At 42.4% G+C, this 13,629-nt stretch carries 17 protein-coding genes and 1 pseudogene; all 18 read left to right on the forward strand.

Features of this window, described 5'->3' with window-relative positions; all coding sequences use genetic code 11:
* Positions 1-135 precede the first annotated feature (135 nt).
* Complete coding sequence (locus D8886_RS04980; protein ID WP_125434412.1) at positions 136-1,536, forward strand: amino acid permease; 1,401 nt, start codon at positions 136-138, stop codon at positions 1,534-1,536.
* A gap of 43 nt (positions 1,537-1,579) precedes the next feature.
* Positions 1,580-1,849 (forward strand): hypothetical protein, encoded by a 270-nt coding sequence (locus tag D8886_RS04985; protein ID WP_125434413.1) that lies wholly within the window; start codon positions 1,580-1,582, stop codon positions 1,847-1,849.
* 66 nt (positions 1,850-1,915) lie between these two features.
* Positions 1,916-2,926 carry a S41 family peptidase gene (locus D8886_RS04990; protein ID WP_125434414.1) on the forward strand — a complete coding sequence of 337 codons (1,011 nt, stop codon included), beginning with the start codon at positions 1,916-1,918 and terminating at the stop codon, positions 2,924-2,926.
* 123 nt (positions 2,927-3,049) lie between these two features.
* Positions 3,050-3,415 carry a GNAT family N-acetyltransferase gene (locus tag D8886_RS04995; RefSeq protein ID WP_260469495.1) on the forward strand — a complete coding sequence of 122 codons (366 nt, stop codon included), beginning with the start codon at positions 3,050-3,052 and terminating at the stop codon, positions 3,413-3,415.
* Positions 3,416-3,444: 29 nt separating this feature from the next.
* A complete protein-coding gene (locus D8886_RS05000; RefSeq protein ID WP_125434415.1) occupies positions 3,445-4,407 on the forward strand; it encodes a hypothetical protein in 963 nt (320 codons plus the stop codon).
* Positions 4,397-4,534, forward strand: a pseudogene (locus D8886_RS05005) (GNAT family N-acetyltransferase); the annotation flags it as partial. The gene D8886_RS05000 and the pseudogene D8886_RS05005, both read left to right, overlap by 11 nt.
* A gap of 67 nt (positions 4,535-4,601) precedes the next feature.
* A complete protein-coding gene (locus tag D8886_RS05010) occupies positions 4,602-5,270 on the forward strand; it encodes a Fic family protein (protein WP_125434416.1) in 669 nt (222 codons plus the stop codon).
* Between the two features lie 102 nt (positions 5,271-5,372).
* Positions 5,373-6,107, forward strand: a complete 735-nt coding sequence (locus D8886_RS05015; protein ID WP_125434417.1) for a hypothetical protein — start codon at positions 5,373-5,375, stop codon at positions 6,105-6,107.
* 233 nt (positions 6,108-6,340) lie between these two features.
* Positions 6,341-6,577, forward strand: a complete 237-nt coding sequence (locus D8886_RS05020; protein ID WP_002899859.1) for a DUF2829 domain-containing protein — start codon at positions 6,341-6,343, stop codon at positions 6,575-6,577.
* Positions 6,570-7,268: a 3-oxoacyl-ACP reductase gene (locus D8886_RS05025; protein WP_009659322.1), complete on the forward strand. Its 699-nt coding sequence runs from the start codon at positions 6,570-6,572 to the stop codon at positions 7,266-7,268. The genes D8886_RS05020 and D8886_RS05025 overlap by 8 nt, the downstream gene beginning before the upstream one ends.
* 9 nt (positions 7,269-7,277) lie before the next feature.
* Entirely contained in the window at positions 7,278-8,258 is a 981-nt protein-coding gene (locus D8886_RS05030; RefSeq protein WP_009659332.1) for a glycerophosphodiester phosphodiesterase family protein, read from the forward strand.
* The gene (locus D8886_RS05035) at positions 8,255-8,998 is read left to right on the forward strand and encodes a GNAT family N-acetyltransferase (protein WP_125434418.1); all 744 of its coding nucleotides are present in this window, start codon (positions 8,255-8,257) and stop codon (positions 8,996-8,998) included. The genes D8886_RS05030 and D8886_RS05035 overlap by 4 nt, the downstream gene beginning before the upstream one ends.
* Positions 8,995-9,342 carry a DUF7716 domain-containing protein gene (locus D8886_RS05040; protein WP_125434419.1) on the forward strand — a complete coding sequence of 116 codons (348 nt, stop codon included), beginning with the start codon at positions 8,995-8,997 and terminating at the stop codon, positions 9,340-9,342. The genes D8886_RS05035 and D8886_RS05040 overlap by 4 nt, the downstream gene beginning before the upstream one ends.
* A gap of 50 nt (positions 9,343-9,392) precedes the next feature.
* The gene (locus D8886_RS05045) at positions 9,393-9,842 is read left to right on the forward strand and encodes an ASCH domain-containing protein (RefSeq protein ID WP_125434420.1); all 450 of its coding nucleotides are present in this window, start codon (positions 9,393-9,395) and stop codon (positions 9,840-9,842) included.
* Positions 9,843-9,936: 94 nt separating this feature from the next.
* Complete coding sequence (locus D8886_RS05050; RefSeq protein ID WP_125434421.1) at positions 9,937-10,563, forward strand: PadR family transcriptional regulator; 627 nt, start codon at positions 9,937-9,939, stop codon at positions 10,561-10,563.
* 198 nt (positions 10,564-10,761) lie between these two features.
* Positions 10,762-11,556 (forward strand): hypothetical protein, encoded by a 795-nt coding sequence (locus D8886_RS05060; protein ID WP_125434423.1) that lies wholly within the window; start codon positions 10,762-10,764, stop codon positions 11,554-11,556.
* A gap of 127 nt (positions 11,557-11,683) precedes the next feature.
* A complete protein-coding gene (gene glmU / locus D8886_RS05065; RefSeq protein WP_125434424.1) occupies positions 11,684-13,063 on the forward strand; it encodes a bifunctional UDP-N-acetylglucosamine diphosphorylase/glucosamine-1-phosphate N-acetyltransferase GlmU in 1,380 nt (459 codons plus the stop codon).
* 8 nt (positions 13,064-13,071) lie between these two features.
* A complete protein-coding gene (locus D8886_RS05070) occupies positions 13,072-13,623 on the forward strand; it encodes an NUDIX hydrolase (protein WP_125434425.1) in 552 nt (183 codons plus the stop codon).
* The last annotated feature ends 6 nt before the right edge of the window (positions 13,624-13,629 follow it).

Genomic DNA, 13,629 nt, shown 5'->3' on the forward strand with positions numbered 1-13,629 from the left:
CTTTCATCTATTTTAAAGACTTAGGCTGAGATTTCTCTCAGCCTTTCTTTTATCGGAAAATTTCTGAGAAAGATTCCTAAAAGGGCGGAAATATGATAAAATAGGACGTTAATGCAATTAGGAGAATAAGAATAGATGAATATATTTAGAAAAAAAGATGCCAGCAAGGACAGAACGGGCATGCGCCGTCACTTGAAAATTCCAGATCTGATTTTGCTTGGTATTGGAGCCATGGTAGGAACTGGGATTTTCACCATCACAGGGACTGGGGCAGCCAAATATGCTGGGCCTGCTCTGACCGTTTCGATTGTCATTTCAGCTCTTTGTGTGAGTATTTCGGCTCTTTTTTACGCTGAGTTTGCCTCACGGATTCCGGCCAATGGTGGAGCCTACAGTTATATTTATGCGGTTCTAGGAGAATTTCCTGCTTGGCTGGCTGGCTGGCTGACCATCATGGAGTTCATGACCGCTATCTCAGGTGTTGCCTCTGGCTGGGGCTCTTATCTGAAAGGATTGCTCAGCGGCTTTGGTATCCAGCTGCCGGCAGCCCTGAATGGTACCTTCAATCCAAAAGCAGGTACTTATGTGGATTTGCTGCCCATTCTGGTCTTGGTCTTTGTTACAGGGGTTGTCCTTCTGAATTCCAAGGCAGCCCTGCGCTTCAACTCAGCCTTGGTGGTCTTGAAATTCTCAGCCTTGGCACTCTTTATCATTGCAGGATTTTTCTTCATCAAGCCAGAAAATTGGTCTAACTTTTCACCTTTTGGCTTTGGGGAAATTTATGGCGGCAAAGTCGGCATCATGGCTGGGGCTTCACTCATGTTCTTTGCTTTTCTGGGCTTTGAGTCCATTTCCATGGCGGTCGATGAAATCAAAGAGCCCCAAAAGAACGTTCCGCGTGGGATCGTTTTATCCTTGAGCATTGTGACCATTCTCTATATTTTGGTGACCTTGGTCTTGACTGGGATTGTCCACTATAGCAAGCTGGATGTCTCAGATGCGGTGGCCTTTGCCCTGCGCAGCGTCGGACTTGGCTGGGCAGCTAACTATATCTCTGTCGTCGCTATTTTGACACTGATTACGGTCTGCATCTCCATGACCTATGCTTTGTCGCGGATGATTTACAGTATTGCGCGTGATGGTCTCTTGCCTCGCTCTTTCAAGAAATTGACAGAGACCAGTCGGGTGCCAAAGAATGCAACGATTTTAGTAGGGATTGCCTCAGCTGTCTGTGCCGGTATCTTCCCCTTGGCTAGCATCGCCTCTTTCCTCAATATCTGTACCTTGGCCTATCTGATTTTATTGGCTGTGGCAGTCTTGAAATTGCGGAAAGACAAAGGAATGCCCAAAGCTGGAGAATTCAAAACCCCTCTAGTACCTCTGACACCGATCTTATCTATTATCATCTGCCTGTCCTTCATGACCCAGTATACCAAGGAAACCTGGCAAGCCTTTGGAATTGCCCTAGCGCTGGGAAGTCTCATCTATGCCTTCTATGGCTATCGAAACTCAGAAGTGGCTTCAAAAGAGAAGTAGGGATAGAGTATTGCTATTAAAAAGAAAGTAAAAGTAGAAAAGAATGAAGAACCTTAATCTAACCCAAAAGAAGAAAATCTGGCTCTTTGCCCTTGCTTTTATCGCCCTGATCTTACTGGCGATTGTGATCAATATTCAGCTGAACCAGCCTGAAGATATGCATGCTGAGTATGTTCGGCTTTGGAAGACAACTTGGCATGAGAAAAATAAAGACTGGCTCTATCCACTGAAAAATATCTGTCTTGTTATTCTGGCAGTTCTAGCTGGGTCTGGTTTGATGATTGCATTCTCTAAGAGTGAGAAATGGAAATAAGCTTCTGTAGATTAAAATAATCTTACAAAAATGTAAGATTGACGATGATAAATGTAAGGTAGAGACATGGAAAACGTGTCTCTATTTTGCTATAATCAGCTCAGAAATCCTCACAAGAAAGGTTGTGCAATTATGAAAAAAGTCCTTTTAGGTTGCTTGGGAACAGTATTGGTTTTGCTTGCTCTTTTAATGGGTTTTCTGGCCTACTTTGGTCCAGACTATGGCATTTTTCTTTTCCCACCTAGTCCGCAGGACTACGCTCGCTCGGTTGTGAAAAAACTTGATTTCGGTCTTTATACTGACAAAGACTGGGAGAATGAGAAGAAGAAAGCCTTGGAGAAGCTTGAATCAGCTAAGACTTATCAAGATACCTATCCTGTTTTGGAAGAATTAACCAAAAAGGCTGGCGGGAAGCATTCTTATTTTTTAAGTCCACAGGATAATCCCGAAAATTGGTCGGAAAGCAAAAACCAGCCTGAAGTGCAGAATCGAGAGGGAGTTCTCTATTTAAAAGTTCCTGCTTTCACAGGTGATGCACAGGCAGCGAAAGCTTATGCCAAGAAACTTTCAGCAGCTCTTAAAAAGGATGACTATCAGGCGGTTCTTGTGGATTTGAGAGACAATACCGGCGGGAATATGTATCCGATGATTGCGGGCCTGTCCTCTCTTTTGCCTGATGAAGACCTCTTCCAATTTGTTTATAAAAATGGAAGCAAGAGCGCGATTTCTCGGTCAGATATTCTTAAGCAGCTTGGTCTGGAGCAGACTGATGAGAAAGCAAAGAAAGTGCCAATAGCTGTCCTTACCAATGGGAAGACAGGTAGCTCAGGAGAGATGACTGTTTTAGCTTTTAAGGGACTGGAAAATGTTAAAATATTTGGTCAGCCAACGGCAAGCTATACTACGGGAAATAATTATTATCAACTATATGATGGAGCGGTTTTGCTCTTGACTACCTCGAGTATCCTAGATCGCACGGGCAAGCTTTATGAGAATGAGGCCATTCAGCCCGATGTCCTAACAGACCAGCCTTTAGAAGAGGCGGAGTCTTGGTTGAAGGGACAGATGGGAGAATAGTTCATTGAAAGCAGTCAAAAAGACTGCTTTTCTGCTATAATAAAGAGAGGAACGAGGTGACAGATGATTCGTAAAGTAAAACTAAGAGACGCTGGAGCTATTCAGCGGCTTAATGCTGAGTGACTGGGCTATGGTTTCGATAGGGAAGCGACAGAGGCTCAACTGAAAAAGTTACTAGAGAATGACCAGCATTTGATTTTGGTAGTTGAAGAAGACGGTCAGGTCATAGGCTACGCTCATGCTGCTAGCTACGACTGTCTCTATTTCCCGTCCTTGCTCAATCTCTTGGCTTTGGCCGTCGCTCAGGATTTTCAAGGGCAGGGACATGGCAGAGCGCTGATGCAAGCTTTGCGTGAAGAGGCAAAAGCGGCAGGCTACATAGGGATTCGGATTAATTCAGGCATTTCACGGTCTTCAGCCCATGAATTTTATCGCAGTCTTGGTTGCAGCGAAAAAGCAGACCAAAAACGCTTTTATTGGGGATTTTAGAGAATTTAAGGAGAAAAAAATAGACGGTCATGAGAAAAAAGAAGATAATGTATGTTTTATTGAGTATTCTTTTGTTGNGAGCTTTAGGTCTGCTCACCTTATGGGTTATTAGAATAAATACTAAAGTTTATGTCAATAGACAAGAAACAAAATTCAAAAGCATTCAGCTTTTCGATAATAATAAGTTTGTATTGGTTGCTGTAGGGGAGAAAGATAATTATGGTCATATTTACTATGGACAAAATTATGTTTCAACCATAGCTGTCCATTCACTTGATGTAAAATCAGGTCAAGAATCTCCGCCAATTGAAAAAGATGAATTTTATAAAATCATTAGCTATGATTTAAACAGTACTGAGCTAGATAAAAAGGAAATAGATTTATATTCTTTTATTAATCCCTCTGAGGGATATCGTAATGACGAAGTGCTGACTGACTACTATGGGAACGGGAAAGATTATTTTTCTAGAGAATTAAGGAGTTATCAAAATCATAGTTATAGTGAGAAAGAATTTTGGTTTGATGTAGAGAAAGAAAAACTAAGTACGGAAGATATAGAGGCGAAAATAATTTCTACGATAAAAGATGATCCATATAGAAATGAAGTGAGTTTTCTTCCAGGTGGTCTTTCTGATAGTCTGGAAAATCAGCTAGCTAAGCACCATCTTTGGGAAAGTGATGGAGCTATTATGCCAGATGATTATCATTATCGAAATAAAATTGATATTTCTGATACCAATTTTGCTCAGCTATATCCAGAAGTAGCTAAGAATATGAAGGATATGACTCGACTTTATTTCCGGCCTCAACAGTATAACCAAAAAGAATGGTTTGATAATCTTTTACACTGGTTTGCGCCTAAGGGACAGGATGTGATGGAGGTGTATGCGACAGATTCTGCAACAGGTGAGAAAACACAAATCAAGTCATTTGATGACTATTTAGCATGGCGAGAAGCCCACCCTGAGGAGGTGAAAAAAAATGAGAAATAAAATCGAACCACTAACCCAGCAGCATGCTTTAGAAATTGCTAAGGACTAGCATTATGAGGCGCCTTACGATTTTTATGACATGAAAAACGACCTGGAAGATTATGAAGAAATGGTTTCTTCTGAAGCGCATAATTTCTAAAACTTAAACAAGTCAGCTATATCAAATACACTAAAGAGTAGTGAAAGGAAACAAAATGACCTATAAACAAGATTATCTGGATGATATTTTGGTCCGTATAGCCTACCATTCTAGCGGGATTGAGGGCAATACTATATCTCTTCCTGAAACGGTCAGCATCATCTTGGAAAGCACCTTGCCAGGAAAGCACAAGAGTATTAGAGAGTTCTATGAGATAGAGAACCACAAACAGGCCTTTTCTTCGTTGCTGGATAGCTTGGCTAATAACGCTCTCGTGACTGTGGGGCTGGTGCAAGATTTCCATGCGCTATTAACAGACCGCCTGCAGCACGATAGAGGGCAGTTTAAAGCTGTTCAGAATGCCATCATAGGGGTGGAGTTTAAGACGGCTTCACCAGAGGAAACGCCTTTTTTGATGACTCAATGGGCGGACAATACAGCTTATAGACTAGATGCGGCAAAGAGTGAACGCGAGATAGTAGAGATACTTGCTGATACGCATATCCAGTTCGAGCGTATTCATCCGTTTAGTGATGGGAATGGACGTACTGGCCGCTTGGTTCTGATGTACTTGGCTATGAAGTACCTAGATGCTCCAATCATCATCAGCAAGGATGATAGGGCGGAATATATGGAGCTTTTAGCTGCTCAAAACATCCAAGGACTGGCTAACTTATTGCAGCAGTCACTAGATGACGAAAGGGAGAGAATGAGCCAGTTTTAGCGCTGGACTACTTTTGTAGAAAAATAAATTAAAACAACCACCGATGAAGTCATGATACAAGATGAGTAGCTGAAATTCGTTGGTGGGCATTAGGAGGTTATTATGGGATTTTTTAGCGCACTGTTTGGTAAACGGGATAAGATAGCACCCAGCAGTTATAGTATTAGGGGAATAGACTATTACACTCCAGAGTATTATAGACTTTTGAGCAGCGACCCTGATATTTCTAAAATATACGGCCGAGATCATACTTTCCCAAATTATAGTGATACTTATGTTACTGATGAAAATTTTAAACTTAGAGAACTGCTTTTGTTAGTCTGGTGGGGAAAACCAAAGAACGGAAGAAAATCGACTGTCTCTATTCCAAAGTATTTCTTTTCTGACTATAATTTAAACACAGAGAAACTAACTCGCATTTTCAAGTCAAAAGGTCTAATTGCTGATGTAGGAGATAAAACCTTACTGACAGAAAAAGGACAAGAGTTATATGAGAAGTACAAAGCGTTGTGGGAAATTCATTCTGTGAAACAGTATCCGACCAATCTTGATATTGACTTTCCAAATTGGAATAAAGAGCATTTTGAATTGGAACTGTACCGGATGGAATTGAAATATTACAAAGCGCACGCTAAATACTGCAAGAAAATGATTGACTTTTTCAATTCATTCAACGCCCCTGCTTCTGCACAAGAAATCCAAAACAAGATTAACTACTATGTGAATGACAGGAATAGCGACCTTTCAAAAGTCAATGACTATCAAGAGAAAATCGCCATAATGGAAGAAAGAATAAACGATAAAAAAGACAAACTCGAAACCTTGTCAGGAGAATAGTTCTATGTCTTAAAACGCAATATAAGCCCTTTTAAACGCTTGTTTTTATCTCTGGTATAATTTTTTTATCGACCGACCTTTTAAAATCGAATAGAAAGGCCGTTTCGTACTACGAAAAAGCTATAAATGGCCAATGAGTCCGCAAAAAGGTGAACAAATTTAAAAAACCATCTCATTTCAGAGGTTAGAAAACCTTATCAAATCAAGGTTTATAGAAGATAAAGGAGAAAACCATGACATTTGAAGAAATTTTACCAGGCCTTAAGGCCAAGAAAAAGTATGTTCGTACAGGTTGGGGTGGAGCAGAGAACTACGTCCAGCTCTTTGACACGATTGAGCAGAATGGGGTGGCTCTTGAAGTGACACCTTATTTCCTCATCAATGTTTCAGGTGAAGGGGAGGGTTTCTCCATGTGGAGTCCGACTCCTTGTGATGTCCTTGCGACAGATTGGGTGGAAGTAGATGACTAAAACAGTACTAGTGACGGGGGCTAGCTCTGGTATTGGTAGAGCTCAAGCCCAGAGCTTTTTGGAAAATGGTTACCGAGTTTACGGGGTGGACAAGGATGAAAATCCTGGCTTTCTAAATGAGCTTCGTTTTGTCAAGTTGGATTTGACTGGGGATTTGACACCACTCTTTACTAGCTTACCTGAGGTGGATATTCTCTGCAATACAGCAGGTATCTTGGACGATTATCGTCCCCTGCACGAGACCAGCGACGAGGACTGGGACCATATTTTTACGCTCAATCTGACCGCTACCATGAAAATCACCCGCTTTTACCTGCAGAAAATGCTGGAGAAAAAGTCTGGTATCATCATTAACATGTGCTCAATTGCTAGCTTTCTGGCTGGCGGAGGCGGTGTTGCCTATACAGCCTCTAAGCATGCTCTGGCTGGCCTGACCAAGCAGATAGCCTTAGACTATGCGGATAAAAATATCCAAGTGTTTGGCTTAGCACCAGGCGCAGTCAAGACAGCCATGACTGCCACAGATTTTGAGCCAGGCGGACTAGCAGACTGGGTTGCTGAGGAAACGCCGATCAAGCGCTGGCTGGATCCTCAGGAAGTGGCAGACATCAGCCTCTTTCTAGCCAGTGGTAAGGCATCTGCTATGCAGGGCGAGATTATCAAAATCGACGGCGGCTGGAGTTTGAAGTAAGGAAATAGAATGTTTAAATGGGAAAAACGCAAGAGAGTTTATCTGCTTTGTCTAGCTCTGCTATTTCTTATCTGGTTAAACAATACAAGCCTCTTTTCTAATAAAGAGAGACAGGAATATAAAATCCTAGCCCATCGAGGACTTGCGCAGACTTTCGATGAATCTAAAGCGGACTGGGACAGCAATACGGCAGCCATGATTGACCCGCCTACGCATCCCTATCTGGAGAACACCATTTCTTCGATGCAGGCGGCTTTTGACCTAGGAGCGGATGCAGTGGAGTTTGATGTGAAATTGTCCAAAGACAAGCAACTGGCAGTCTTTCATGATGCAACTCTCGAATTCAAAACTGGCATTGAGGGAGAAATTCAGGACTACACGATGGCTGAGCTCAAAAAGATGGATATCGGTTACGGTTATACGGCTGATGGCGGAAAAACCTATCCTTTTAGAGGAAAAGGAGTCGGTCAGATGCCCACAATAGATGAGGTTTTTGAGTCTTTTCCCGACAAGGAGTTTGTGATTGAGGTCAAAGACGGGAAATTAGAAACCTATAAAGTCTTGTGGGAGAAACTAAAAATGCTTTCGCCCGAAAGGCTAAATAAACTCAGTGTCTGCGGGGCAAGCGAGGAAGGCGTTCATTGGTTGCGCAGTCAAAGCAGCAGCCTCAAGCTCTTGTCGAAGAAGCGCATGCTTAAGGCTCTTATCCAATATGAACTATTGGGCTTTACGGGCTATATCCCTGAGGAAATGAAAAATGCAGAGCTGCGTATTCCTTTGAAATATGCCAGATTCTTATGGGGTTGGCCAAATAAATTTATGGAAAGAATGGAAGCAGTCAATACACGGGTTGAGCTAACAGCTGGTGGCAGCGATTTATCAGAAGGTTTCGATCATATCCATAGTCTAAAAGATATTCCCGAAGGCTTTGACGGCTATATCTGGACGAATAAAATCAATGAACTGCATCTGAAAGAAGACAAAAAATGAAGGTGAAAAATATTTTTTTCCAATACTGGACCAAAAATATGGTGATTTATGGCTTGGATGCTGGTCTAGGGCAGTTCTTTATGAACGCGCCTGAGACATCCTGCCTTTACCAACTAGGAAATTTCATCTTTCCGGCTGGTCAGGTGGATCCGGATTTGTGGCAGGAATTTAGCAAAAAATATAGTTTAGCTGACAAGGTCATTATCTCCGAGAAGCGCAGTTGGCAAGAGTTTCTGGATAGTCAGAGTGAGCTGCACCGATTCACTCGCTATGCTTTTGCGGACAGTGCTGAGTTTGACACAGAGACTTTGGAGAAATGGCAAATCAGTCTACCTGCAAACTACTACCTCTGTCCGATTGATGAGGAGGGTTATGAGCGTTTGGCTGAGGAAGTCTGGTCTCAGGATTTGCAGGGTGACTTTTCCGATTTTGACCATTTTCAAGCGGCGGGTGGCTTTGGTTTTTTACTCTATTCAGGAGAGGAAATCATCGCTGGCGTATCGACAGGATTGGTCTATCATGGAGCTCTTGAGATTGAAATTGCTACCAAGCCAGCCTATCAAAGGCAGGGCTTGGCCAAAATCTTGGGTGCCCAGATGATTTTAGAAGCTCAAAAACGCTCACTCTTTCCTCTCTGGGATGCGCACAATGAAGCCTCCAAAAAAGTTGCAGAAAGCTTGGGCTATCAGTGCCTAGGAGCTTATCCGGCTTATGAATGGAAAGGGACTTTTGACCAATGAAGAAAAACCAAAGCTATTGCTTAAAAGACATCATGAAGGCTGTAAAATCGGAAGAGCTAGATAATGATTTCTGTTTGTATGCTAGGGAAAATGGAGAACTGAATTTTCAGGACAGCTACTTGCTTGCTGATTATCCTCAAGTGGTGGATGACAAGGATGTTTATCCAGAACAGGTAAGAGAACAGGGTCTAGAGCTGATTTATTACGGTGAAAACGTTGTGGATGTTCTCTTGTCTGTCATGGAGCAGAAATCAGGAGCAACTGACCAAGAGTGTTTACAGGCTCTGCTTTACTATTATGATCATGATGACTTTATGGATTTTGATAAAGATACAGTTTTGTAGGAAGATTTTTTATAAACAATAATTTTCACTTTAGAAAGACAGGAGTAAAGATGACCCCAAAAGAAATGTGGCAGGCATATAAGAAAATCAATCCGGTGATTGGCGATGCGATTGACGCCTGGGCCTTTGGTTCCTTGGCAGATCAACTGGCTGATTTGGTGCTACGTGGTGAGAAGACAGCGACGGCTTCGGCCTATGAGCTCTATAAGCTTGAAAATGAGCCCTTGCCGCAGGTAGGAAGCTTTGATGTCATTTTAGACAGTCAGGATAGGGCAGTCTGTATCGTTGAAATCACCAAAGTCTCTGTGCTGCCTTTTAATGAGGTTTCAGCCGAACACGCTTTTAAGGAAGGAGAAGGAGACAAATCCTTGGCCTACTGGCAGCAAGTCCATGAGGAATTTTTTACGGAGTGTCTGGCGGAAGCCGGTTTGGAATTTTCCCAAGAAACGGGTGTCGTCCTAGAAGAATTTCGCAAGGTCTATCCGCTGGATGAAGCTTAAGTCTATTTTTGAATAGGCTTTTTGTTTATTCTTGATAAATCGAAGCAAAAGTGTTACTATTAGGTATATAAAGAAATCGTGATTTGGAGGAGAAATGGACAAATTAATTTTAGGCTTACTCATGATAAAGCATTTTACAGTTTATGAAATTCGTCAGGTGATGCGGCAAAATTTCAGCTCTATGTGCAGCGACAGTCTAGGAAGTATCCAAGCATCCTTAAAAAAACTGTCCCAGCAAGGAGCAGTGACTTATTCGGAGTATGTAGAAAAAGGAAAAATGAAGAAGGAATATGCCATTACAGCTTCGGGACGAATCTTGTTTTTGGAGTGGCTTAAAACGCCTATCGACATGAGTAAGAACAAGAATATGGACTTGGGGAAATTCCTCTTTATGGGTTATCTTCCTAAGAAAGAGCAGCTTCAGATGCTGGATTTGACCATTGAGGGACTGGAAGTTGAAGTCCAAGAGTTTGAAGCTGTCAAAGACGCGATTCGTTTTACGGAGGAGCAGGAAAAGGTAAAAGCCTATCTAGAGCAGAACAGCCACCTGGCTACAGAGCTGATAGAGACCAGTCAGGCGGCTGATTTAGCTGAAAGTATTTCCCAGATTGGCTATTTTGAGATGAAGACGCTCGAATTTGGGCTGGATTCGGCCCGCTTTCAGTTGGACTGGTTTACCAAGCTTCGCCAGCAGTTGGCTGAAAATGAGAAAGAGGGCTGAGATACTAAGTATTCGAAAAGCAGTAGGTACTTGCCTTGTTGATACATTTGGCAATGACATTGAGAGTTTGAAAAACCAATTAGCATTTCTTCCGCTACAGTCTTTCAAAGACCGTTTCTGAAAAAAGATTGAAAATAGGTCTAAAAAAGCTTATAATAAAAGCTATAAAACGATAGAAGGCTTCTAGGAGGATTGATTTTGAAGAAGGTTCATTTTTTTATCATTTACGGCTGTGTCTGCTTTGTACTGATTGGCGGAACCTTTCTTTATACCTACTTTAAACCTGGAGGAATCGCAGAAGCTCTTGAATCCCGCTTTAAGCTGTCGGCTGTGGTGGATGCATCCTTGAAAAAATTCGATCATGATAGTTTCTACATGAATCGGCTGTCTGAGTCGACCTATCTAGAGGGCTACAAAAAAATAAAAGCCAAGACGGTTAAACAGCTGACTGTTTCGGATTCACCTTATTTAGCTAAGCTTTACGAAACCTATGATGATCAAGAACTGACCCATTATTTCAGCGAAGATCGGATGTACTTGGAAGAAAAAGACGGCTTTGAGACCATTGATGACACCGACTCTTGGAAACATATCAATGGTTATTCAGGCATGTCCTCCTTTAAGGCTTTGCTGCAGGTCATGGTAGATAATGAGTCAGAACTAACTAAGAAAAAAGTGGAAGGCGGCTATGAGTTTTCGGTGACAGCAGAAGGTGATTTGGCCTATGACCTTATTGATGCCTTCTACTATGCTTATAATGATGAGCATTATGATACGACCATCGACATTGAGAAGTGTAAAGTTGCCTTTGTGGTTGACCCTAAGACTCGGACCATCCGCTCTATTGATATGACTATGGATTTGGACGAAGATACAGCTTTAGATGGAGAATTGATTTACTTCAAGCAGAGGGCTGTCTTCAAGGACTATGGCAAGGCAAAAGTCCATCTTCCAAAGAAAATCAAAGAAAAAGAAGCAAAATCAGCTGTTTAAAGGCTGATTTTTTTGTGCAAAATTTTTTTTGTTGCAGATTTTTATGAGGATGGCTTGATTTTAAATTTTTAAAAATTACCTTTTAGTGATATAATAAAGGTGATATCCTACAGAAAAGAGATAATTGATGACAAATTACGCGATTATTTTGGCTGCGGGTAAGGGTACTCGCATGAAGTCAGATTTACCAAAAGTGCTGCACAAGGTTGCAGGAATTTCCATGCTGGAACATGTTTTTCGTAGTGTTAGTGCCATCGATCCGGAAAAGACCGTGACAGTTGTTGGCCATAAGGCGGAGCTAGTCGAGCAAGTCTTGGCGGGTCAGACAGACTTTGTCCGTCAGACTGAGCAGTTGGGAACGGGGCATGCCGTTATGATGGCAGAGCCTGTTTTGGAAAATCTGACAGGTCAGACGCTGGTCATTGCTGGTGACACTCCCCTGATCACAGGAGAAAGCCTGAAAAACCTGATTGATTTCCATATCAACCACAAGAATGTTGCGACTATCCTGACTGCAGAAGCAGATAATCCTTTCGGCTACGGCCGTATCGTACGCAATCAGCACGAGGAAGTATTGAAAATTGTTGAGCAGAAGGATGCTTCTGACTTTGAGCAGCAAATCAAAGAAATCAATACAGGAACTTACGTCTTTGACAATGCTCGTCTCTTTGAAGCCCTCAAAAACATCAATACCAATAATGCTCAAGGCGAATACTATATCACAGATGTGATTGGTATTTTCCGCGAAAATGGTGAAAAAGTCGGCGCTTATACGCTGAAAGACTTTGATGAGAGTCTGGGGGTTAATGATCGCGTAGCTTTGGCTACAGCTGAGAGTGTCATGCGTAGCCGGATTAACCAGCAGCATATGGTTAACGGTGTCAGCTTTGTCAATCCTCATGCGACCTACATCGATGTGGATGTAGAAATTGCGCCTGAGGTTCAGGTTGAAGCAAATGTGACCCTGAAAGGTCAGACCAAGATTGGGGCAGAGACTATCCTGACCAATGGTACCTACATCGTGGACTCTGTCATTGGAGAGCGGACTGTGATCACCAACTCCATGATTGAGGAGTCAATTGTTGCGGATGGAGTGACGGTCGGGCCTTATGCTCACATTCGTCCAGGTTCTAGTCTGGCCAAGGATGTCCATGTCGGAAACTTTGTAGAAGTTAAAGAATCGTCAATTGGCGAAAATACCAAGGCTGGTCATTTGACCTACATTGGAAACTCTGAAGTCGGTGCTAATGTCAACTTTGGTGCGGGTACGATTACGGTTAATTATGATGGCCAGAAGAAGTACAAGACTATCATTGGCAATAATGTCTTTGTTGGTTCCAACTCGACTATTATTGCCCCAGTTGAGCTAGGTGACAACTCACTAGTCGGTGCGGGTTCTACTATTACCAAGGACGTACCAGCAGATGCTATCGCTTTGGGACGTGGCCGTCAGATTAACAAGGAAGATTATGCTAAGCGTCTTCCTCATCATCCTCAAAATAAGTAGGTTCAGTCATGGAATTTGAAGAAAAAACCGTCCAACGGACAGAGATTTATCAGGGACCGATTTTTAAAGTGGTTCAGGACCAGGTAGAGCTGCCAGAGGGTAAGGGGCAAGCTCAACGGGATTTGATTTTTCATAATGGTGCGGTGGCTGTAATTGCTATCACTCCGGAAAATAAGATGATTTTAGTCAAGCAGTACCGCAAGGCCATTGAAGCGACTTCTTACGAGATTCCAGCTGGCAAGCTTGAGCTAGGAGAGAATGCAGATCCCCAAACGGCTGCCCTCCGAGAATTAGAAGAAGAGACAGGCTACACTGGACAGCTGGAGTTGGTCTATGATTTCTACTCTGCCATCGGTTTTTGCAATGAGAAAATCAAGCTCTACAGTGCCAGTCATTTGACAAAGGTCGAAAACCCTCGTCCCCAAGACGAGGATGAAACATTGGAACTTTTTGAAGTCAGTCTGGAGGAGGCACATCAATTGCTGCAAAACGGTGATATCTGTGACGCCAAGACCATCATTGCCCTTCAGTACTGGGAACAAAAAAATCTGAATAAATAGGAACGT

Source organism: Streptococcus sanguinis, assembly GCF_003943655.1.
GTDB lineage: Bacteria > Bacillota > Bacilli > Lactobacillales > Streptococcaceae > Streptococcus > Streptococcus sanguinis_F.

Bases quoted from the DNA above. Each gene is read 5' to 3' on its own strand.
- D8886_RS04980 (WP_125434412.1), top strand. From the start codon at position 136: ATGAATATATTTAGAAAAAAAGATGCCAGCAAGGACAGAACGGGCATG.
- D8886_RS04985 (WP_125434413.1), top strand. From the start codon at position 1,580: ATGAAGAACCTTAATCTAACCCAAAAGAAGAAAATCTGGCTCTTTGCC.
- D8886_RS04990 (WP_125434414.1), top strand. From the start codon at position 1,916: ATGGAAAACGTGTCTCTATTTTGCTATAATCAGCTCAGAAATCCTCAC.
- D8886_RS05010 (WP_125434416.1), top strand. From the start codon at position 4,602: ATGACCTATAAACAAGATTATCTGGATGATATTTTGGTCCGTATAGCC.
- D8886_RS05015 (WP_125434417.1), top strand. From the start codon at position 5,373: ATGGGATTTTTTAGCGCACTGTTTGGTAAACGGGATAAGATAGCACCC.
- D8886_RS05020 (WP_002899859.1), top strand. From the start codon at position 6,341: ATGACATTTGAAGAAATTTTACCAGGCCTTAAGGCCAAGAAAAAGTAT.
- D8886_RS05025 (WP_009659322.1), top strand. From the start codon at position 6,570: ATGACTAAAACAGTACTAGTGACGGGGGCTAGCTCTGGTATTGGTAGA.
- D8886_RS05030 (WP_009659332.1), top strand. From the start codon at position 7,278: ATGTTTAAATGGGAAAAACGCAAGAGAGTTTATCTGCTTTGTCTAGCT.
- D8886_RS05035 (WP_125434418.1), top strand. From the start codon at position 8,255: ATGAAGGTGAAAAATATTTTTTTCCAATACTGGACCAAAAATATGGTG.
- D8886_RS05040 (WP_125434419.1), top strand. From the start codon at position 8,995: ATGAAGAAAAACCAAAGCTATTGCTTAAAAGACATCATGAAGGCTGTA.
- D8886_RS05045 (WP_125434420.1), top strand. From the start codon at position 9,393: ATGACCCCAAAAGAAATGTGGCAGGCATATAAGAAAATCAATCCGGTG.
- D8886_RS05050 (WP_125434421.1), top strand. From the start codon at position 9,937: ATGGACAAATTAATTTTAGGCTTACTCATGATAAAGCATTTTACAGTT.
- glmU (WP_125434424.1), top strand. From the start codon at position 11,684: ATGACAAATTACGCGATTATTTTGGCTGCGGGTAAGGGTACTCGCATG.
- D8886_RS05070 (WP_125434425.1), top strand. From the start codon at position 13,072: ATGGAATTTGAAGAAAAAACCGTCCAACGGACAGAGATTTATCAGGGA.